The organism is Patulibacter defluvii, assembly GCF_034096925.1.
GTDB lineage: Bacteria > Actinomycetota > Thermoleophilia > Solirubrobacterales > Solirubrobacteraceae > Patulibacter > Patulibacter defluvii.
Genome location: NZ_JAWZSQ010000010.1, coordinates 105,045 through 123,384 on the forward strand (window position 1 = coordinate 105,045; position 18,340 = coordinate 123,384).

General features: G+C 74.1%; 18 protein-coding genes. 9 read left to right on the forward strand and 9 right to left on the reverse strand.

Annotation, left to right across the window (positions count from 1 at the left end):
• Positions 1–32: 32 nt before the first annotated feature.
• Both SH587_RS12455 and SH587_RS12460 read left to right on the forward strand, forming a co-directional pair.
• Positions 33–641 carry a DJ-1/PfpI family protein gene (locus tag SH587_RS12455; RefSeq protein ID WP_320670943.1) on the forward strand — a complete coding sequence of 203 codons (609 nt, stop codon included), beginning with the start codon at positions 33–35 and terminating at the stop codon, positions 639–641.
• The gene (locus tag SH587_RS12460) at positions 638–1,132 is read left to right on the forward strand and encodes a MarR family winged helix-turn-helix transcriptional regulator (RefSeq protein WP_320670944.1); all 495 of its coding nucleotides are present in this window, start codon (positions 638–640) and stop codon (positions 1,130–1,132) included. The genes SH587_RS12455 and SH587_RS12460 overlap by 4 nt, the downstream gene beginning before the upstream one ends.
• Here the strand turns inward: SH587_RS12460 and SH587_RS12465 are convergent.
• Positions 1,129–2,277 carry a glycoside hydrolase family 113 protein gene (locus tag SH587_RS12465; protein ID WP_320670945.1) on the reverse strand — a complete coding sequence of 383 codons (1,149 nt, stop codon included), beginning with the start codon at positions 2,275–2,277 and terminating at the stop codon, positions 1,129–1,131. The two genes, SH587_RS12460 and SH587_RS12465, sit on opposite strands and share 4 nt — an antisense overlap.
• A gap of 101 nt (positions 2,278–2,378) precedes the next feature.
• Here SH587_RS12465 and dapE point away from each other — a divergent pair, with 101 nt between their 5' ends.
• From dapE to dapD, 5 genes are all read left to right on the forward strand, one after another.
• Entirely contained in the window at positions 2,379–3,461 is a 1,083-nt protein-coding gene (dapE, locus tag SH587_RS12470) for a succinyl-diaminopimelate desuccinylase (RefSeq protein ID WP_320670946.1), read from the forward strand.
• A 156-nt stretch (positions 3,462–3,617) separates the two neighbouring features.
• A complete protein-coding gene (locus tag SH587_RS12475; protein ID WP_320670947.1) occupies positions 3,618–5,126 on the forward strand; it encodes an alkaline phosphatase family protein in 1,509 nt (502 codons plus the stop codon).
• Entirely contained in the window at positions 5,123–5,794 is a 672-nt protein-coding gene (locus SH587_RS12480; protein ID WP_320670948.1) for a hypothetical protein, read from the forward strand. Before SH587_RS12475 ends, SH587_RS12480 begins: the two co-directional genes overlap by 4 nt.
• Before the next feature lie 56 nt (positions 5,795–5,850).
• Positions 5,851–7,140, forward strand: a complete 1,290-nt coding sequence (locus SH587_RS12485; RefSeq protein ID WP_320670949.1) for a pyridoxal phosphate-dependent aminotransferase — start codon at positions 5,851–5,853, stop codon at positions 7,138–7,140.
• 87 nt (positions 7,141–7,227) lie between these two features.
• Positions 7,228–8,241 (forward strand): 2,3,4,5-tetrahydropyridine-2,6-dicarboxylate N-succinyltransferase, encoded by a 1,014-nt coding sequence (dapD, locus tag SH587_RS12490; protein ID WP_320670950.1) that lies wholly within the window; start codon positions 7,228–7,230, stop codon positions 8,239–8,241.
• Positions 8,242–8,247: 6 nt separating this feature from the next.
• Here dapD and dapF read toward each other — a convergent pair whose 3' ends face one another.
• Positions 8,248–9,123, reverse strand: a complete 876-nt coding sequence (gene dapF, locus SH587_RS12495) for a diaminopimelate epimerase (RefSeq protein ID WP_320670951.1) — start codon at positions 9,121–9,123, stop codon at positions 8,248–8,250.
• Between the two features lie 48 nt (positions 9,124–9,171).
• Positions 9,172–10,101: a tRNA (adenosine(37)-N6)-dimethylallyltransferase gene (locus SH587_RS12500; RefSeq protein ID WP_320670952.1), complete on the reverse strand. Its 930-nt coding sequence runs from the start codon at positions 10,099–10,101 to the stop codon at positions 9,172–9,174.
• 23 nt (positions 10,102–10,124) lie between these two features.
• On the opposite strand from SH587_RS12500, the gene SH587_RS12505 reads away from it, so the two are divergent.
• Positions 10,125–11,288, forward strand: a complete 1,164-nt coding sequence (locus tag SH587_RS12505; RefSeq protein ID WP_320670953.1) for an FIST signal transduction protein — start codon at positions 10,125–10,127, stop codon at positions 11,286–11,288.
• Between the two features lie 37 nt (positions 11,289–11,325).
• Complete coding sequence (locus tag SH587_RS12510) at positions 11,326–12,117, forward strand: SDR family NAD(P)-dependent oxidoreductase (RefSeq protein WP_320670954.1); 792 nt, start codon at positions 11,326–11,328, stop codon at positions 12,115–12,117.
• Here the strand turns inward: SH587_RS12510 and SH587_RS12515 are convergent.
• The 6 genes from SH587_RS12515 to rny form a co-directional block, all read right to left on the reverse strand.
• Complete coding sequence (locus SH587_RS12515; RefSeq protein WP_320670955.1) at positions 12,107–13,510, reverse strand: MiaB/RimO family radical SAM methylthiotransferase; 1,404 nt, start codon at positions 13,508–13,510, stop codon at positions 12,107–12,109. The two genes, SH587_RS12510 and SH587_RS12515, sit on opposite strands and share 11 nt — an antisense overlap.
• Before the next feature lie 462 nt (positions 13,511–13,972).
• Positions 13,973–14,611, reverse strand: coding sequence for a hypothetical protein (locus SH587_RS12520; RefSeq protein ID WP_320670956.1), 639 nt, complete (start codon positions 14,609–14,611; stop codon positions 13,973–13,975).
• Positions 14,605–15,018: a hypothetical protein gene (locus SH587_RS12525; RefSeq protein ID WP_320670957.1), complete on the reverse strand. Its 414-nt coding sequence runs from the start codon at positions 15,016–15,018 to the stop codon at positions 14,605–14,607. Before SH587_RS12525 ends, SH587_RS12520 begins: the two co-directional genes overlap by 7 nt.
• A 153-nt stretch (positions 15,019–15,171) precedes the next feature.
• On the reverse strand, positions 15,172–15,894 hold the full coding sequence (locus SH587_RS12530) for a hypothetical protein (protein WP_320670958.1): 723 nt from the start codon (positions 15,892–15,894) through the stop codon (positions 15,172–15,174).
• The gene (locus SH587_RS12535) at positions 15,891–16,415 is read right to left on the reverse strand and encodes an RNA polymerase sigma factor (protein ID WP_320670959.1); all 525 of its coding nucleotides are present in this window, start codon (positions 16,413–16,415) and stop codon (positions 15,891–15,893) included. Before SH587_RS12535 ends, SH587_RS12530 begins: the two co-directional genes overlap by 4 nt.
• A 515-nt stretch (positions 16,416–16,930) precedes the next feature.
• The gene (gene rny / locus SH587_RS12540; protein ID WP_320670960.1) at positions 16,931–18,337 is read right to left on the reverse strand and encodes a ribonuclease Y; all 1,407 of its coding nucleotides are present in this window, start codon (positions 18,335–18,337) and stop codon (positions 16,931–16,933) included.
• Positions 18,338–18,340: the final 3 nt, after the last annotated feature.

An 18,340-nucleotide genomic window follows, 5' to 3' on the forward strand; every position in this document is an offset into this window, starting at 1 on the left:
CAACACACTGTCATTTTGACAACATGTTGCACATGTCGACCGTCCACCTCGCCCTCTACGACACGCTCGCCGACTGGGAGCCCGGCCACCTGCTGGCCGAGCTGCGCAGCGGACGCTTCACCGGCCGCCCCTTCGACGTCGTTGGGGTCGCCGAGACGCGCGACCCGATCACCACCATGGGCGGCCTGCGGGTGCTGCCCGACGCGCTGCTGGCCGACGTCGATCCCGCCGACAGCGCGCTGCTGCTGCTCCCCGGCGCCGCGCTCTGGGACGCCGGCGGCGGCGCCGCCTTCGCCGACGCGGCCGGCTGCTGGCTGGCGGCCGGGGTGCCGGTGGCGGCGATCTGCGGGGCGACCTTCGGGCTCGCCCGCGCCGGGCTGCTCGACGACCGCGACCACACCAGCGCCGCGCCCGAGTACCTGGCCGCGTCCGGCTACGCCGGCGGCGACCGCTACGTCGACGCCCGCGCGGTCGTCGACGGCGACCTGATCACCGCCGGCCCGCAGTCGCCGGTCCAGTTCGCGGCCGCCGTGCTGCGCCGACTCGGGCTGGCCGGCGACGAGACGCTGGCCGCCTACGAGGGCGTCTTCGCCGACGGCGATCCGGCGGCCTTCCCGCGGCTGATGGCGGCCGCGGCGTGAGCGACGACCAGCCGGTCCCCCCGCGCGACGCGTGGCCGACCCCGCCGCCCGAGAGCGAGGCCGGCGCCGCGCTGACGGCGGTGATCCTGGAGACCTTCCGGCTCAACGGGCGGCTGCAGAAGGTCGCCCAGCGGCTGGCCGCCGAGGGCGGGATCACCGCCGCCTGGTGGCAGGTGCTCGGCGGCGTCCTCGACCAGCCGCGGAGCGTCGCCGACGTCGCCCTGCGGATGGGGATGACGCGCCAGGGCGTCCAGCGGGTCGCCGACCTGCTGGTCGCCGACGGCCTGGCCGAGTACCGCCCGAACCCGGCCCACCGGCGGGCGAAGCTGCTGGCCTGCACGGAGGCCGGCTACTGGGCGATCCGCCGGATCAGCCTCGCCCAGCACCCGTGGGCGGCCCGGATCGGGGCCGCGGTCGGCGCCGACGAGCTGCGGGCCGCGGTCGCGACGATGGAGCGGCTGGTGGCGGTGCTCGAGGCCGACGAGCCCTAGCCGGCGGCGACCGGGCCGGTCCGCGGGAAGGCGTCGGCCAGCGCCCGGTAGGCCAGCTTCGGCTCCCACCGCCAGTGGTCGGTCGGGGCCGTCGGCGCGCCCCAGATCGCCTTCGCGATCCCGTAGCTGCCCAGATCCTGGTCCTGGCGTGGATCGCGGCGGTGGGGCGCGTCGGGGGTCACGAAGTCGTAGACGATCGCCCCCTCCAGGCCGAGCGTCGCGAAGCTGCGCAGCAGCGCCACCAGGTAGTCGGCCTGGGTCCGCTCGCTGCGGACCAGGCCGCGCCGGACCCGGCCGTCGCGGTCGAGCACGTCCCAGCCCAGGCCGCCGGCCCGCGGCGCCCCGCGGTAGGTGCAGGTGCCGAACTCGGAGATCGCGACCGGCTTGCCCCAGCGGCGCAGCGGCCGCAGGTCGCGGGCGTGGTCGGACCGCCGCGTCGAGGCCGGGTAGTAGTTGGCGCAGACGACGTCGAAGCGGCGCCAGTCGACCCGCTCGTCGATCGCCGCGCCGTAGGTCAGCGGCCCGTCGAACGCCGCCCGGCCGACCCGCGCCGCGCGGGCCACGAAGCGGTCGAGCCGTCGCTGCATCCGCCGCCGGTCGAAACGCCCGGAGCGCAGCACCGCGACCCGCTCGAGGGCGTCGGCGCCGGGCACGATCCCGGGCACGAAGAGCACGAACTCGGCCCCGACGCTGAGCGTGACCCGCGCGCCCTGCCGCCGCAACTCCCGCGCCTGCCGGCCGACCTCGCCGAGGTGGTCGAGGATCTGCCGCGGCGGCCGGTCGCCGAGCCGCGGCTGCAGCCAGACGTGGAGCCCGCGCTCGACCGCGGCGGTGGCGGTCGCCGTCAGCCGCTCGACGCCGTCGCCGAAGACCGAGACCGACGTCGCCCGCAGGTCGTCGGCGATCGCCCGCAGGTCGCCGCGCATCCGCTCCGCGCTCCAGCTCGTCTGCGGCGTCTCGCCGTCGGCGACCTCGTAGCCGACGCCGCGCAGGGGGACGCCGCGCCGGGGCCGCGGGGCCGCGCTCCTCGCCCGCCGCGACTCGGCCGCGGCCGCCGGCGCCGCCAGGCCCGCCAGGCCGAGCCCCGCCGCGCCGGCGAGCAATTGCGCCCGGCTGATCCCCTCGTCGTCGCCCGTCGTCGTCATCCCGGCCACGATCGCCGACGGCCCCCGTCCCCCGCATCGGCCGCCGGTCGACCGCGGGCCCGCCGAAGGTCGAGCGGCCGGGCCGCCGATAGGCTCGGCCGGTGACCGCGCTCGCCGACCGCCTCGCCGCCACCACCCTCCAGCTGGTCGACTGCCCCTCGGAGTCGCGCCACGAGGAGCCGGCGATCGCGCTCGCCCAGGCGCTGCTGTTCGAGGCCGGCGTCGCCACCCACGACGCCCACGACACCTGCCTGACCGCCGGCACCACCGTCCGCGGCGAGCGGCCGCTGATCCTGCTCGCCGGACACCTCGACACCGTCCCCGTCCAGGGCAACCGCCCGGGACGGATCGCCGACGGGGTCGTCCACGGGCTCGGCAGCTGCGACATGAAGGGCGCCTGCGCGGTGATGCTGGAGCTGCTGCGCGACGGCGTCCACCGGGATCCGGACCGCGCCTGCGACCTCGGCGTGGTGCTCTTCGGGCGCGAGGAGCTGCCGTTCGTCGACACCGCCCTGACGCCGCTGCTGGAGCGCGAGCCCGACCTCCGCCGGGCCGACCTGGCGGTGGTGATGGAGCCGACCGCCAACGGCGTCCAGGGCGGCTGCCTGGGCAACCTCAACGCGACCTGGAGCTTCCACGGCACCGCCGCCCACAGCGCCCGCCCGTGGCTGGGCGAGAACGCGATCCACCGCGCCGCCGTCGGGATCTCCCACCTCGCCCAGGTGCCGATCCAGCGCCACGAGTTCCACGGCCTGAGCTACGCCGAGTGCGTCTCGGTGACCCGGATCGCCGGCGGGGTGGCCGACAACGTCGTGCCCGACCGGGTCGACGCCCACGTCAACTACCGCTACCCGCCCGGGATCCCGCCGGAGGCCGCCGAGTCGCAGCTGCGGGCCTGGTGCCACGCGCCCGGCAGCGAGCTGACGATCATCGGCAACGCGCCCTCGGGGGCGGTCGCGATCGACGGCCCGCTGGCCCAGTCGCTGATCGCCCGCAGCGGCGGCGAGGTGACGCCGAAGCAGGCCTGGACGCCGGTCGCCGAGTTCGGCCTCGCCGCGGTGCCGGCGATCAACTACGGGCCCGGCGACCCGGCCTTCGCCCACAAGCGCGACGAGCAGGTGGCGATCTCGGCGCTGGTCGAGAGCTACGAGACGCTGGCCGCGCTCGTCCGCGACGGCGCCTGACCCCCGCTTCGCGGCGGGTTGCCGCGATCCCGGCGCGCTGCCGCTCCCGTCCTGCTTGCGTCACCGTGACAGATTGGGCGAGAGTGTCCACCGGAAGGGGGCTCTTCACCGGAGCGCCACACGCGATGGAGAGCAGCGAGCGCAGCATGGGGAACGATGCCTGACGTCCACGATCCCGACGAGGCCGAGCGGCTGGAGGCGGAGCACCACGACGCCTACCACAGCCGGCGCGAGTTCCTGGAGCGGACCGCCGCCGTGGCCGGTCTGGCTGGCCTAGGGCTGACGCTGAGCCCCGACACGGTCCTCGCCGAGGCCACCCGCCGCGGCACGCGCGCGCTACCGAGCGGCCGCAACCTCCCGATCGACACCTTCGTGGTGCTGATGATGGAGAACCGCTCGTTCGACCACTACCTCGGCTGGCTGCCGGGCGCGGACGGGCGCCAGGCGGGCCTGACCTTCCGCGACAAGCAGGGCAAGGTCCACCACACCCACCGGCTGGCGCCCGACTTCCAGGGGCTCGCCTACCTCGACCCCGACCACTCCTGGGAGGGCGGCCGCACGCAGCTCGACGGCGGCCGCAACGACGGCTTCCTGCAGTCCGACAGCGACGTCTTCTCGATCGGCTACTACACCAAGCCCGACCTGCCCTTCATCCCCCACGCCGCCCAGGCGTTCACCACCTACGACCGCTTCTTCTGCTCGCTGCTGGGCTCGACGTACCCCAACCGGTACTACATGCACAGCGCCCAGTCGTTCGGCCGCAAGGACAACGGCTTCCCGTTCCTGAAAGCCGACTCGCCGCTCGGCCTGCCCGACCAGACGATCTTCAGCGCGCTGGCCCAGAAGGGCGTCAGCAGCCGCTACTTCTACTCCGACATCCCGGTCGCGGCGCTCTGGGGCGTGCCCGGGCTGGCCCGCTCGGGCCCGGTCCAGGAGTACTACGAGCGCTGCGCGGCCGGGACCCTGCCGGCCGTCTCGTTCGTCGACCCGTCGTTCAACGGCGAGGAGGCCGGGACCTCGGGCGACGAGCACCCGCACGGCGACGTCCGCGTCGGCCAGGCGTTCATGGCCGATGTCGTCCACGCCTTCATGCGCTCGCCGCAGTGGAAGCGCGGCGCGCTGTTCATCGTCTACGACGAGTGGGGCGGGTTCTTCGACCACGTCCGGCCGCCGCGGGTGCCGGACGTCCGCTCCAGCCGCGACGTCGCCAACGACTTCGGCCAGATGGGCTTCCGGATCCCCGCGATCGCCGTCTCGCCGTGGGTCCGCCGCGGCCATGTCGACCACGGGGTCTACGGCTTCGAGTCGATCCTGAAGATGATCCGCTACCGCTACGGGCTGGCGCCGCTGACCCGCCGCGACCAGTTCGCCCGCAACATCGCGCTCTCGTTCGACTTCGCGGGCAAGCCGAAGCTCGACCTGCCGGCGCTGCCCGGCCCGCGGCGGATCATGCGCGGCAAGCCGATCGGCGCCCAGCCGGCGGCGAGCGAGGGGCAGGCGCGGCTGCGTGGCGAGCCGGCCGCCCCGCCGCCCGAGCGGGCCAAGCCGCACGACCTGGCCGAGCTCTACAGCTCGGGCTACCTCGACCGGCTCGGCTTCGACTACGTGCCGGCGACCCCGGCGCGGATGTTCCGCCACCCCTCGTCGATGGGGCTGCGACCGTGAGCCGGCGTTCGCCCGCCGTGGCCGTGGCCGCCGCCGTCGCGCTGGCGGCGACCGCGCTGCCCGCCGCCGCCGACGAGTTCGACCCGATCGCGCTCCGGGTCCAGGCGCCGACCCTGGCGCGGGCCGACAAGCCGCTGACGATCACCGTCACCGTCAGCGCCGACCCCGGCGCGCTGACCTCGGCCGACGGACCGCTGAAGCTGCGGGTCAAGCTGGCTCCGCGCTGCGGCGGCAGCTTCGCCGGCACCGAGGGCCCGGTGGCGATCGACCGCCGGCTCGTGCCGCAGCCGGACCCCAGCCGCGGCTACCGGGCCAGCGCCAGCGGCGAGGTCTCGCCCACGGCGGCCGGCGAGCAGCAGGTCTGCGCGTTCCTCGAGGCCGAGGGCGACCAACGCCAGTACGCGACCGACGTCGAGACCACGATCGACGTCTCCGCCCGCTGCACGACCGCCGCCCAGAAGCTGGAGCGCGACCGCCGCGCGCTGACCAAGTCGCGCAAGCGGCTGAAGACGCAGCGGCGGCAGCTGTCGCGCGCCAAGCACCGCGCCACCCGGCAGCGGCTCCAGCGGCGGGTCCGCACGACGCGCCGGACGGTCGCCCGCCGCCAGCGGATCGTCCGCCGCGACACGACCGCCGCCCGCGACACCTGCCCGGGCCTCACCGTCTGACCAGGGCGACCGACGCTCCCGCGGCCGGGCAGCCGGTCGCGGTAGCGTCCCCGCCGATGGCCTCCGCGTTCCCGCGCAACCCGCTGCTGCGCCGCACCGGCACCTACCCCTTCGCCCGTCTCGGCGTGGCCCGCCGGCGGGCGGCCGCCGCCCGGCCCGACGGCCCGCCGCTGGTCGACCTCGGCGCCGGCGAGCCGCGCGAGCCGACCCCGGAGCTGATCCGCCGGGCGCTGGTCGCGGCGGTCGAGGAGGAGACGATCTCCGGCTACCCGTCGGCCGAGGGCCTGCCGGAGCTGCGGGCCGCGGTCGCCGGGTGGATCGGCCGCCGCTTCGGCACCACCCTCGACCCCGACCGCCACGTGCTGCCGACGCTCGGCTCGAAGGAGCTGGTCTTCGGGCTGCCGCAGGTGCTGGTCGACGTCGCCGGCGGCCGCGACCTGGTCGCGATCCCCCAGCCGGCCTACCCGGTCTACGAGCGCGGCGCCCGCTTCGCCGGCGCCGAGGTGCTGGAGCTGCCGCTGCGGGCCGAGCACGGCTTCCTGCCCGACCTCGAGGCGATCAGCGACGAGCAGTGGTCGCGGCTGGCGCTGCTGTGGGTCAACTACCCGAACAACCCGACCGCCGCCGTCGCGAGCCGCGAGTGGTACGCCCTGGCCGCCGCCCGCTGCCGCCGCCACGGCGTGGTCCTGGCCAGCGACGAGGCCTACAGCGAGCTGTGGTTCAGCGGCGACGCCCCCGACTCGGCGCTCCAGGTCGCGGCCGACGGCGACGGGCTGACCGGCGTGCTGGTGGTCAACACCCTCTCCAAGCGCTCGTCGATGCCCGGCTACCGCTCCGGCTTCGTGGCCGGCGACGCCGACCTGATCGCCGCCCTCAAGCGCTACCGGCCGAGCGTCGGCGTCGCCCCGCAGCGGTTCGTCCAGCGGGCGGCGGTCGCCGCCTGGAACGACGAGCGCCACGTCGACGAGGTCCGCGCGCGCTACCGGACCAAGCTCGACGCGCTGCGACCGGGGCTCGACGCGCTCGGCCTGCGCGACGCCGGCGGCCCGGCCTCGTTCTTCCGCTGGCTGGCGCTGCCCGCCGACTGGGCCACCGCCCCGTGGGCGCGGGAGGCGCTGGCCGACCCGCTGACCGCCGAGCTGGCCGCGGTGCTGACCGACGGCGACGGCGGCGATCGCGGCAGCGCCGCCTTCGCCGCCGGCCTGCTGCGGGCCGGGATCGTGGTCGCGCCGGGGGCCTTCTTCGGTCCCGCCGGCGAGGGCTACGTGCGGGTGGCGCTGGTGCCCACGCTGGCCGACTGCGCCGTCGCCGCCGAGCGACTGATCGCCCTCACCGACGACGTCTGAGCCACCCGCTGCGACGTTCCGGACGCCGGTCGACCGGAAGCGCGCAGCGGCCGACCGCCGCGCCGCCGTTCTTCTAGGCTCCCACGCGTGAGCGAGCAGCAGCAGACCGCAGGCGCCTGGGGCATCGGCCTGGCCACCGTCGCCGAGGCCGACGGACGGGTCCTGGACACCTTCTTCCCGACCCCCGCGCTGGGGCTCGACGCCGCGACGATCGCCCGCGCCGGCCACACCGGCGGCAGCGGCACCAGCGAGGTCTCCTTCGCCCGCGCGACCGAGGCGGCCGGCGGTGCGGTGGCGGCCGCGATCGGCCGCGACCCGGGCCGCGGCGTGCGCACGATCGCCGTCGTGACCGTGATCGAGGATCTGGCTGCGGCGCCGGTCGACGCCCACGACGTCTACCTGCGGCTGCACCTGCTCTCGCACCGGCTGGTGCGCCCCCACGGCCTCTCGCTCGACGGCCAGTTCGGGCTGCTGAGCAACGTCGTCTGGACCTCGCAGGGCCCGATCCCGGTCGACGGCTTCGAGCAGGCCCGGCTGCGGCTGCGGGCCGAGGGCCGGCCGGTCGCCGTGACCTCGATCGACAAGTTCCCGCGGATGACCGATTACGTCGTCCCGAGCGGCGTCCGGATCGGCGACGCCGACCGCGTGCGGCTCGGCGCCCACCTGGCCGAGGGCACGACGGTGATGCACGAGGGCTTCGTCAACTTCAACGCCGGCACCCTCGGCTCGTCGATGGTGGAGGGCCGGATCAGCGCCGGCGTGGTGGTCGGCGACGGCACCGACATCGGCGGCGGGGCCTCGATCATGGGCACCCTCTCCGGCGGCGGCAAGGAGGTCATCTCGCTCGGCGAGCAGTGCCTGCTCGGCGCCAACGCCGGGGTCGGGATCTCGCTCGGCGACGGCTGCGTGGTCGAGGCCGGCCTCTACGTCACCGGCGGGACGGTCGTCACGCTGGCCGACGGCCACGTCGTCAAGGCCCGCGACCTCTCGGGCCAGAACGGCCTGCTCTTCCGGCGCAACAGCACCACCGGCACCGTCGAGGCGCGCCCGCGCAGCGGCGACTGGGGCGGCCTCAACGCCGCCCTCCACGCCAACGACTGAGGCCGGTCACTCGGCCGCGGCGAGCGCGGAGAGCAGCTCCTCGCTCGCCTCGGCCACGTAGACCGGCACCGCCCAGCCGGTCAGGTCGACGTGCAGGTCCTCGGTCACGTCGACCACCAGCTCGCCGCCGTCCAGCTCGACGGTCACGCTCTCGCGGTCGTCGGCCCCGCCGCCCCCGCCACCGGCGAGCACGTAGGCGACCGCCGCCCCCGAGGCGCCGGTGCCGGAGGAGAGCGTCTCCCCCACGCCGCGCTCGAAGATCCGCGCCCGGATCCGGCCCGGCTCGACCTCCGCGTACCACGAGACGTTGGTCCGGTTGGGGAACGACGGGTGGTGCTCGATCGCCGGCCCGATCGCCGGCAGGTCGAGCGCGTCCAGCTCGGCCCGGTCGCCGATCGCGATCGAGCACTGCGGGTTGCCGACCTTGACGTGCTGGAACGACCAGCGCAGGCCGTCGACCGCCTCGATCGTGCCGCGGCCGTCGTCGGGCCCGTCGGGGAAGTCGTCGCTGACCAGCCGCGCGCGGCCCATGTCGATCCGGCAGGTGGTGTCGGAGAGGATCGTCGGCCGGATCTCGCCGGCGACGGTGGTGATCGAGAACTGGCTGCGATCGGTCCAGCCGCGGCGGACCAGGTACATGATCGCCTCGCGGGCGCCGTTGCCCGACAGCTCGGCCTCGGACCCGTCGGGGTTGATGATCCGCAGGTCGGCGATCGACCCCGGCTCGGTCGCCGGCGACAGCTCCAGGACGCCGTCGCCGCCGGGGCCGCGGTGGGGGTCGCAGAGCAGCCGCGCGCGGGCCGCGGTCAGCGCGAACGGCAGCCGCTCGCGCTCGACGATCAGGTAGTCGTTGCCCAGGGCCTGCCACTTCTCGAACCGCATCGGGCGAGAGTCTACGGCCGGCGGTCGCGACTCAGCCTGGATCCAGGCTCAGTCGCCGAGCAGCGGGGCGACGATCGCGGCCGCCACCGCGTCGAGGTCGGAATCGCCGGTCAGGTCGATCACCTCGACCCCGGGCAGCTTGCGCATCCAGGTCAGCTGGCGCTTGATGTAGCGGCGGGTGTCGCGCCGCATCCGGTCCTCGTCGCCGGCCAGCAGCGGCTCGAACCCGTGGGCCTTGCGGGCGGTCGCCGAGGCGCCGGCGGCGACCGCGGCCCGGACCTCGTCGGCGGCCCCGGCGGCCAGCATCGCGTCGATCCGGAGGTCGATCCGCGCCCGCAGCTGGTCGCGGTCGCGGACCAGGCCGACCAGCCGCGTCGGGTGGCGGACGTCGTCGGTCCAGAGCCGGTTGGGGGCGTCGGGGTCGGGCTCGCGCAGCTCTCCCAGCTCGTGCAGCTCCAGCGTCCGCACCAGCCGTGAGCGGTCGGCGGGGGCGATCCGGGCGGCGGCCCAGGGCGCGACGGCGGCCAGCCGCGCGTGCAGCGCCTGCGGGCCGTCGGCGGCCAGCTCGGCCTCCAGCCGGGCGCGGAGCGCGGGCGGGGCCGGCGGCCGCAGCTCCAGCTCGGTGAGGGCGGCGCGCAGGTAGAGGCCGGTGCCGCCGACGATCACCGGCGTGCGGCCGGCGGCCAGCGCGGCGTCGATCTCGCCGTGGGCCATCCGCGCGAAGCGGCCGGCGGAGCAGGTCTCGTCGATCGGCAGCACCGAGACCAGGCGGTGCTCCAGCTCGTCCTGGTCGAGCGCGTCGCGGGCCCCGGTCAGCGTCTCGATCCCGCGGTAGACCTGCATCGCGTCGGCGGAGATCGCCAGCGGGTCGTGGCCGGCGGCCCGCAGCGCCCGGCCGACGGCGACGGCGACGGCGGTCTTGCCGACCGCGGTCGGGCCGAAGAGGGCGACGATCCGGGGACGCTGAGGGGCCGCCATCGCCCGCCAGTATGGTGGATCGAATGCCCGTCGTCGTCGCCACCGGCTACTCGTCCGCCGACGATCCCGCCCACGGGACGGCGGTCGCCGCCCGCCAGGTGCGCGAGGGTCTGGGCGGGGCGCGGTGCGACCTGGCGATCGTCTTCCTGGCCGGCGACCACGTGACGGCGCCGGCGACCGTGCTGGCCGCGATCCACGACGAGCTGGAGCCGGGCGAGCTGGTCGGCTGCGCCACCGGCGGCCTGATCGCGGGTGGCCAGGAGCACGAGCAGGGCAGCGGGATCGCGATCTGGGCGATCGACGTCGGCGACGGCGCGGTCGACGTCTTCGAGCTGCGGACGCGACCGGTGCAGGACGGCCTGGCGCTGCTCGGCCTGCCGGAGGCGGAGGCCGGCAGCTCGGCGATCGTGCTGCTGGCCGACTCGTCGCACCTGCCGCTGGAAGGGACGCTGCGGGCGTTCGAGGAGCACCTGCCGGGCGTCCCCCTGATCGGCGGCGTGCCGTCGATGGTGCCGCCGGACGGGCGGCCGCTGCTGCGCGGCCGCGGCGCGACCGACGCGGCGGCGATCGGGATCCGCTTCTCCGGCGTCGAGGTGCTGCCGTGCGTCTCGCAGGGGGCGCGGCCGATCGGCCCCGAGCTGGCGGTGACCGCGGGCGAGGGCGGCGTGATCCGCGAGCTGGCGGGGCGTCCGGCGATCGAGGCCCTGCGCGACACGGTCGACGCGCTCGGCAGCGCCGACCAGGAGCGGATCCGCCACGGCCTGTTGCTGGGCCTGGTAGTCGGTCCGGGACGGCCGGAGTACGGGTCGGGCGACTTCGTGGTCCGCGGCCTGGCCGGGGCGGATCCGGAGGCGGGCGCGGTCGTGGTCGGCGCGCCGGTCGAGGTCGGCCAGGTGACCCAGCTGCACGTGCGCGATCCGGAGACGGCCTCGCGCGACTTCGAGGACGCGCTGCGGCTGCGACGGGCGGCGGTCGGCTCGGGCCAGGTGGCGGGCGCGCTGGCCTTCACCTGCAACGGCCGCGGCCACGACATGTTCGGCCACGACCACCACGACGCCGACGCGATCCAGCGCGAGCTGGGACCGCTGCCGCTGGCGGGCATGTTCTCCGCCGGCGAGATCGGCCCGGTCGGCGGGCGGCCGTTCGTGCACGGCTTCACGGCCACGGTCGCGGTCTTCCTGGCCTAGGCGGCTGGCTGCTCTACCGGCCAGTAGGGTTGCGGCCATGCAGCTGGCCGGCCGAACCGTCCTGATCACCGGCGCGACGGGTGGCCTGGGCCACGCGATCGCCCGCGCCCTCGCCCGCGAGGGCGCCACCCTGGTGCTGACCGGTCGCCGCGCGGCGGTCCTCCAGCCGCTGGCCGACGAGCTGGGCGCGGTCGCCGTCTCGGCCGATCTCTCCTCGCGCGAGGAGGTCGCGCGGCTGGCCGAGGAGCACGGCCAGGTCGACGTGGTGGTCCACAACGCGGCGCTGCCGGGCAGCGGCCCGCTCGACGACTACGAGCTGGGCGACCTCGACCGGGTGCTGGAGGTCAACCTGCGGGCGCCGATCGCGCTGACGCGGCTGCTGCTGCCGGCGATGAAGCAGCGCGGGGCGGGCCACCACGTCTACGTGTCGTCGATGTCGGCGAAGGTGCCGACGGCCGACGCGACCCTCTACGCGGCCACCAAGCTGGGCCTGCGCGGGTTCGCCCAGGGGCTGCGGCCGGAGCTGAAGCCGGCCGGGATCGGCGTCAGCGTCGTCTTCCCGGGCTTCATCCGCGACGCGGGCATGTTCGCCGAGACCAACGTCGAGCTGCCGCGGGGCGTGGGCACGAACACCCCCGACGACGTCGCGGCGGCGGTGGTGCGGGCGATCGTCCGCGACAAGGGCGAGGTCGACGTGGCGCCGGTCGGCGTGCGGGCGAGCGGGCTGCTGAACGCGCTCTTCCCGGGCCTGCCGGGGCGGCTGTCGGGCAAGCTCGGCGGCGACCGGGTGGGCAGCGAGATGGCCGCGGCCCAGCGCGTCAAGCGCTGAGCGCGGTCAGCAGCGACATCTCGCCGCTGAGCGTCTGCGAGGTGGCGCCGGTGATCTGGACCGGGACGGTCTGACCGGGCTCGCCGAAGCCGACGAAGTTGACGACCTTGTTGTGGGTCGTGCGGCCGCGGAGCTTGTCGGGGTCGGTCCGCGAGGCGCCCTCGATCAGCACGTCGAGGGTGCGGCCGACGAACCGCTGGGTGCGCTCGCGGGCGTGGTGCTGGACCCGCTCGACCAGCCGCTCCATCCGGGCGACCTTGACCGGGTGCGGGACGAAGTCGTCGACCATCTCGGCCGCCTCGGTGCCGCGGCGGGGCGAGAAGACGAAGGTGAAGGCCCCGTCGAAGCGGACCGCGTCGACCACCTCGAGCGTCTCCTCGAACTCGGCCTCGGTCTCGCCGGGGAAGCCGACGATGATGTCGGTGGTGATGGCGATGTCGGGGCACTGCTCGCGGATCATCGCGACCCGGTCGAGGTAGCGCTGCTTGTCGTAGGTGCGGCGCATCCGCTTGAGGATCCGGCTCGACCCGGCCTGCAGCGGCAGGTGGATGTGCTGGCAGACCTCGGGTCGGGCGGCGTGGACGGCGACCACGTCCTCGCGGATGTCCTTCGGGTGCGGTGACGTGTAGCGGATCCGCTCGATCCCGTCGATCTCGGCGACGGCGGTCAGCAGCTCGGCGAAGGTCCGCGGGCGGAGGCCGGCGGTCGGGCGCTTGGCGGCCTCGGAGAAGGGCAGCAGCTCGCTGGGCAACGGCGCGTCGGTGCGCAGGTCGCGGCCGTAGGCGTTGACGTTCTGGCCCAGCAGGGTGACCTCGCGGACCCCGTCGGCGGCGAGCGCGCGGACCTCCTCGACCAGCTGCTCGAAGGGCCGGGAGGACTCGCGGCCGCGGGTCGAGGGCACGATGCAGTACGAGCACTTCAGGTTGCAGCCGACGGCAATCTGGACCCAGGCCTGGAAGGCCCGGTCGCGCTTCGTCGGCAGGTGGGCGGGGAAGCCCTCGAACTCGAAGTAGCCCTGGGCCGAGAGCGAGTCGGAGGTGAGGAACTCGGCCAGCTTGTTGATCTGCCCGGGACCGAAGGCCACGTCGACGAACGGGAAGCGGGCGAAGACCTCGTCCTTGACCGACTGCGCCCAGCAGCCGCCGACGCCGACGACCACGTCCGGCCGCTCCTTCTTCATCCGCTTGGCGTGGCCCAGGTGGGCGACGAACCGCGAGTCGGCCGACTCCCGGATCGAGCAGGTGTTGAAGAGGATCAGGTCGGCGTCCTCGGCCGACTCGGCGGCGGCGTAGCCGAGCGCGTCGAGCATCCCCCGCATCCGCTCGGAGTCGTGCTCGTTCATCTGGCACCCGAAGGTGGTGACGTGGTACGTCTTCTGTGCTTCGAGGGTCATGAGGAGCACGTCCATGGTAAGGACGAACGGAGCCGGGCGCGTCGGCGAGGCACCCACCGAACCGAGATTCGCTTGTCGGCCTTCTGCGCCAACCTCGCGGCTGCCTGCAAGGTTCCTGACGGCTATGGCCGAATCGTCGCTACTCAAAGCGTGGTCAGGACATCCGCCGACCGCCTAGAGGTGGCCACGATCGAAGCGCTAGAGGTTCCGCAGCAGCGATACGACGGGAGGGCGACGTGCGGTGCTTGAGTGTGGCGCCCGCTCTGGACATCCACTACGCAACGCTCGTGCCGCCGCCAGCGGCATCACCGGGTGTTCGTCTACGACCGGCTGTGTCCCCACTTCGGGTCAGGGGTCGAGCAGCGGTCGGCGCTACCTGTCCTTCTGCTGAAACGCCAGCCTCGCGAATGCAGGAGCCCGCGGCACAAGCCGCGGGCTCCAACAGCGGGACCCGCTGTCCGCCTAGCCCTGCGGAGACGCCGAGGTCGGGAACTCCGACGGAATCGCGAACTTGTTCTTGGCACCGTCCGGCGACGTCACCTCAATGGTCGAGCCGGTCGGCACGACCGCCGCAACGGCGCCCTCTGCGTCCGGGGCGAGCGTCTGGGCCTTGCCGGCGCCGACGGCCTCGGCACGAGCGCCGTCAGGCAGGACGGCCGAGACCCTGGCCACGCTCGGGTCGTCCGGCGCGACCATGATGAGCACGACGCCGAAGCGGGCGGCCTCCTGCTGCGGACGGCAGGTGGTGCCGTAGCCGTCGACTGGATCCTTCACGACGAGGCACAGCGTGTCGGCTCCAGGCACGGCCCAGCCACGGCCGTTCGCCGTCCGGACGCCCCTCGCGAGATCCGCGTTTCGCCCGTACCGCTGCGACGTTGCGACCTGCTCGACTGCATCCGACGGCATCGCGTCATCCGCACGGGCATCGGCCTGGCGGAACAGCGAGAACGCCTCGCTGGTGCTCGTCGAGACCGACGCAATCGGCGGCGCGTAGACGCCGACCGGATCGTCTCCGTTGGCCGCGGTGACGGCGAGCGCCCCGCCACCGACCGACAAGCTCAGGGCCGCCGCGACGGCCACGCTTCGCTTCATGTTCAGCATCCGACAGCCCCCGTCCCGTACTGCGCAAGGCCGTACATCTCGATCGACGCCCAATAGGCGTTCTTCAACCACGGGTAGAGCAGCCGCGACGCCGCATAGCTGTGGCACGCGTAGCCGGCGCCGTAGACCCAGCTCCCGTACTCGTTGAGGTTCGTATCGAGCGCGGACGCCGCCACCGATGCACCCTGCCCGAAGCTGCCGCCGTAGACAGCATTCTGCCGGAGGGTGTGCCGGGCTCCGTAGCAATTTTGGTTCGGGGCGTACGTGCCACCGCAGTAGTGCATCGTCGTCGCGCTCGCCGGCTGTGGCACGGTCGCGACCAACGCGAACGCACAGCACGCGGCGGCGGCGCCGATGAGCGCCTTGGCCTTGAGGCGCAGCGCAGCGCCTCTCATGGACATGAGCAAGGAAATGCCTCTCCTGATGGACTGGACGTCGCAGCGCGTACGGCGTTGATCGCCTGGCACTGCTCCCGGTTGCTACAGAAACGTCTGCGAAGCGGGATGGATGTTTCTATCCCCTGCTCAGGCCCATGTCAACTACAAATATGTTTACGTGTGTCAGCAGGTCCCAGCGGGACGGATGTCGCCGCCCCCGCAATCCTGCATCGTCCCCGGTCCGGGCCCGGTCAGCTCATCGGGCACCTCGATCTCGCGGGATTCCCCGTCCGCGCTGTAGCTGGTGACCGTGTCCCCCGGCTCGATTCCGACCACGAGGGCGACGCCGCGATCAACCTGCAGGGTGCGTTCCTTGCCGGCGCTCGTTGTGATCGTCGGCGCTGGGGCCCCGCCCGCCGGAGCGACCAGCGCGTAGCCCTGGGCCCCCTGGCCCATGATCGACACGAGTCCCCACTTGGTGAAGTCGACGCCGGTCGCGCAGGTGCTGCCGTACTCCTCCTGCGGATGGTCCGTCGCGGGATCCGGTCCGTACAAGCACCATTCCGACCCCTTGAAGATCAAGTAGGCCCTCCCGCCCGGGACCGAGACGGCCCGAGCGAGATCCGGGCGGCGCGTGCGGGCCGCCACGTCCGGAAGGTCGCGGCGCAACTGCGCGATGCTGACCACCGGGCGATCAAGGATTGGTGCTGCCTGGGCGACGCTCACGCTCGGTCCCGAGGACAAGACGACCGCCAAGACTCCCGCTGCGGTTGCGGCCGACGCGGCTCCGAGGCCGGCAAACACGCGGCGACGCGTCCGCGCGGCCGGGTGGGCCTCGCGACGCACCGCAGCTCGCAACTCGCCCTCCAGCGAGTCGACGAAATCAGACATCAACTGCTCGGTCATCGAATCTTCTCCAAACGGGCTCGCATTCGGGCCAAGCCACGACTCACGTTCTGACGGACCGCCGCTTCCTCGACCCCGAGGCGATCTGCGATCTCTGGGTAGCTCTCGTTCGCGATCACGCGGGCCTCGACGGCGCGCCGCTGCGCCGCGGGGAGTTCATCTAGGGCTGCGGTGACCGCCTCGTTGTCGAGGACGGCCAAGCGGTCGTAGTCCGCGACGTCCTGCGCCGACAGCTCCACCCGCTCCATCCCCAGCCTGGTCCGCGCGTTGTCGTCGCGGCGACTCCGCCGCGCGTGATCGACCAGCTTGTTCGCCGCGATCTTCAGCAGCCAAGGACGCGCGTCGCCCTCGCGCTCCCGAAACTTCCGGCGGGCAAGAAGCGCCGCTGCGAACGTCTCCGCGGCGAGATCGCCGGCCAAGGCCGGATCGACCCCGCGCTTCGCGTAGAAGGCCAAGACCACGGTCACGTGCCGGCGATAGAAGACGGCGAACGCCTCTTCAGCCTGCGCGCGGTCGGCCAACAGGCGAGCGTCCGACCACGTAGCCAGAACCTTCACGTCCAGAACACGCTCCACAGCTCCAGACTGTGACATTTCCGAATCGGTTCTTCCCTGGCTCCAGCAGCGGCGACCTCCGCCTCGGCCGACCGACGACCTGCGTGACGGCCTCGCACACCGCCCCATGCCCCTTGACAAGGACTCCCCTCCCGGCGAGATCGCCGCCTTCGCCGTCGACTATGTCCGCCGCGAGTTCGAGAGCTTGCGCGACGGGTTCGCCCGCGACGGCGTCACCATGCTCGAGGTCTACGCCGAACCCATCCCCGACCGCGAGTCATGGGACCTGGTGATCGTCCTGCGCCGCGCGGGCGTCGACGGCGACCGTCAGATGCGTTTCGATCTCGACCGCCGCCACGGCAGCGCCTCCGACCGGGCGAGATCGCCCGCGACGTCATGCAGTGGATGGGTGAGTGGTCGCCCGCCCGCTTCGAGGCGCTGCGGCGGGCGCCCTAGCTCACTCCGACCGCGCTCCCCCGCCCTCAGCGCGCGAAGTCGCTGGCGCGGGACTCGCGGATGACCGTGACCTTGATCTGGCCGGGGTACTCCAGCTCCTCCTCGATCTCGCGGGCGATGGCGCGGGCGAGGAGGGTCATCTGGTCGTCGTCGACGGCTTCCGGGAGGACGATGATCCGGACCTCGCGGCCGGCCTGCATCGCGTAGACGCGGTCGACGCCCTCGTGACGGGCGGCGATCGACTCGAGGTCGCGGAGGCGCCGCACGTACAGCTCGAGCGACTCGCCGCGCGCACCCGGCCGCGCTCCCGAGAGGGCATCGGCGGCCTGGACGATCACCGCCTCGACCGTCTGGGGATCGACCTCGTTGTGGTGCGCCTCCATCGCGTGCGCCACCGCCTCGGCCTCGCCGTGGCGACGGGCCAGCTGGCCGCCGACCAGGGCGTGCGGGCCCTCGACCTCGTGGCTGACCGCCTTGCCGATGTCGTGCAGCAGCGCCGCCCGGCGGGCGGTCGCCGCGTCGGCCCCCAGCTCGTGGGCCAGCAGGCCCGCGAGGATCGCGCACTCGACCGAGTGGGCCAGCACGTTCTGCCCGTAGCTGGTCCGGAAGCGCAGCTTGCCCAGCACCTGCACCAGGTCGGGATGGATGCCCTGGACGTCGGCGTCGAGGACCGCGGACTCCCCCGCCTCCTGGATCGCCTCCTCCAGCTCGGCCTTGGCGGCGAAGTACGCCTCCTCGATCTTCGCCGGGTGGATCCGGCCGTCCTCCATCAGCGCCTCGAGCGTCCGCCGGGCGACCTCGCGCCGGACCCCGTCGAACGACGAGAGCACGACCGCGCCCGGCGTGTCGTCGATGATGAAGTTGACCCCGGTCAGGTGCTCCAGGGCCCGGATGTTGCGGCCCTCGCGGCCGATGATCCGGCCCTTCATGTCGTCGCCGGGCAGCTTCACCACCGAGACCGTGGTCTCGGCCGCGTGGCCGGCCGCGTAGCGCTGCATCGCCGTCGAGAGGATCGAGCGGACCCGCCGCTCGGCCTCGCGCCGCGTCTGCTCCTCGACCCGCCGGACGACCCGCGCCTCCTCGTGGCGGGTCTGCTCCTCGACCCGCCGCAGCAGCTCCGCCTTCGCCGCGCTGGCCGAGAGGCCCGACGTCCGCTCCAGCGCCTGCTCGATCTGGTCCTCGCGCCGCCGCAGCTCGCTGGTCAGCGTGGCCAGATCGGCCGCCTGCTGATCGATCCGCCGCTCGCGCTCGGTCAACGCCTCGGCCCGGCCGCTCAGCTCGCGGTCGCGGCGGTCGAGTTGCTGCTCGCGCCCCGCCTGCTCCTGGTCGCGCTGGTCGGCGGCGCCTGGCGCCGCCCCGGAACGGCCCCGGGCCAGGATCGCGGCGATCACGATCGCGGCGGCCAGCAGCGCGGCGGCGAGGACGAATTCCATCGC

Bases quoted from the DNA above. Each gene is read 5' to 3' on its own strand.
- SH587_RS12455 (WP_320670943.1), top strand. From the start codon at position 33: ATGTCGACCGTCCACCTCGCCCTCTACGACACGCTCGCCGACTGGGAG.
- SH587_RS12465 (WP_320670945.1), bottom strand. From the start codon at position 2,277: ATGACGACGACGGGCGACGACGAGGGGATCAGCCGGGCGCAATTGCTC.
- SH587_RS12475 (WP_320670947.1), top strand. From the start codon at position 3,618: ATGCCTGACGTCCACGATCCCGACGAGGCCGAGCGGCTGGAGGCGGAG.
- SH587_RS12485 (WP_320670949.1), top strand. From the start codon at position 5,851: ATGGCCTCCGCGTTCCCGCGCAACCCGCTGCTGCGCCGCACCGGCACC.
- dapF (WP_320670951.1), bottom strand. From the start codon at position 9,123: ATGCGGTTCGAGAAGTGGCAGGCCCTGGGCAACGACTACCTGATCGTC.
- SH587_RS12500 (WP_320670952.1), bottom strand. From the start codon at position 10,101: ATGGCGGCCCCTCAGCGTCCCCGGATCGTCGCCCTCTTCGGCCCGACC.
- SH587_RS12505 (WP_320670953.1), top strand. From the start codon at position 10,125: ATGCCCGTCGTCGTCGCCACCGGCTACTCGTCCGCCGACGATCCCGCC.
- SH587_RS12510 (WP_320670954.1), top strand. From the start codon at position 11,326: ATGCAGCTGGCCGGCCGAACCGTCCTGATCACCGGCGCGACGGGTGGC.
- SH587_RS12515 (WP_320670955.1), bottom strand. From the start codon at position 13,510: ATGACCCTCGAAGCACAGAAGACGTACCACGTCACCACCTTCGGGTGC.
- SH587_RS12520 (WP_320670956.1), bottom strand. From the start codon at position 14,611: ATGCTGAACATGAAGCGAAGCGTGGCCGTCGCGGCGGCCCTGAGCTTG.
- SH587_RS12530 (WP_320670958.1), bottom strand. From the start codon at position 15,894: ATGACCGAGCAGTTGATGTCTGATTTCGTCGACTCGCTGGAGGGCGAG.
- rny (WP_320670960.1), bottom strand. From the start codon at position 18,337: ATGGAATTCGTCCTCGCCGCCGCGCTGCTGGCCGCCGCGATCGTGATC.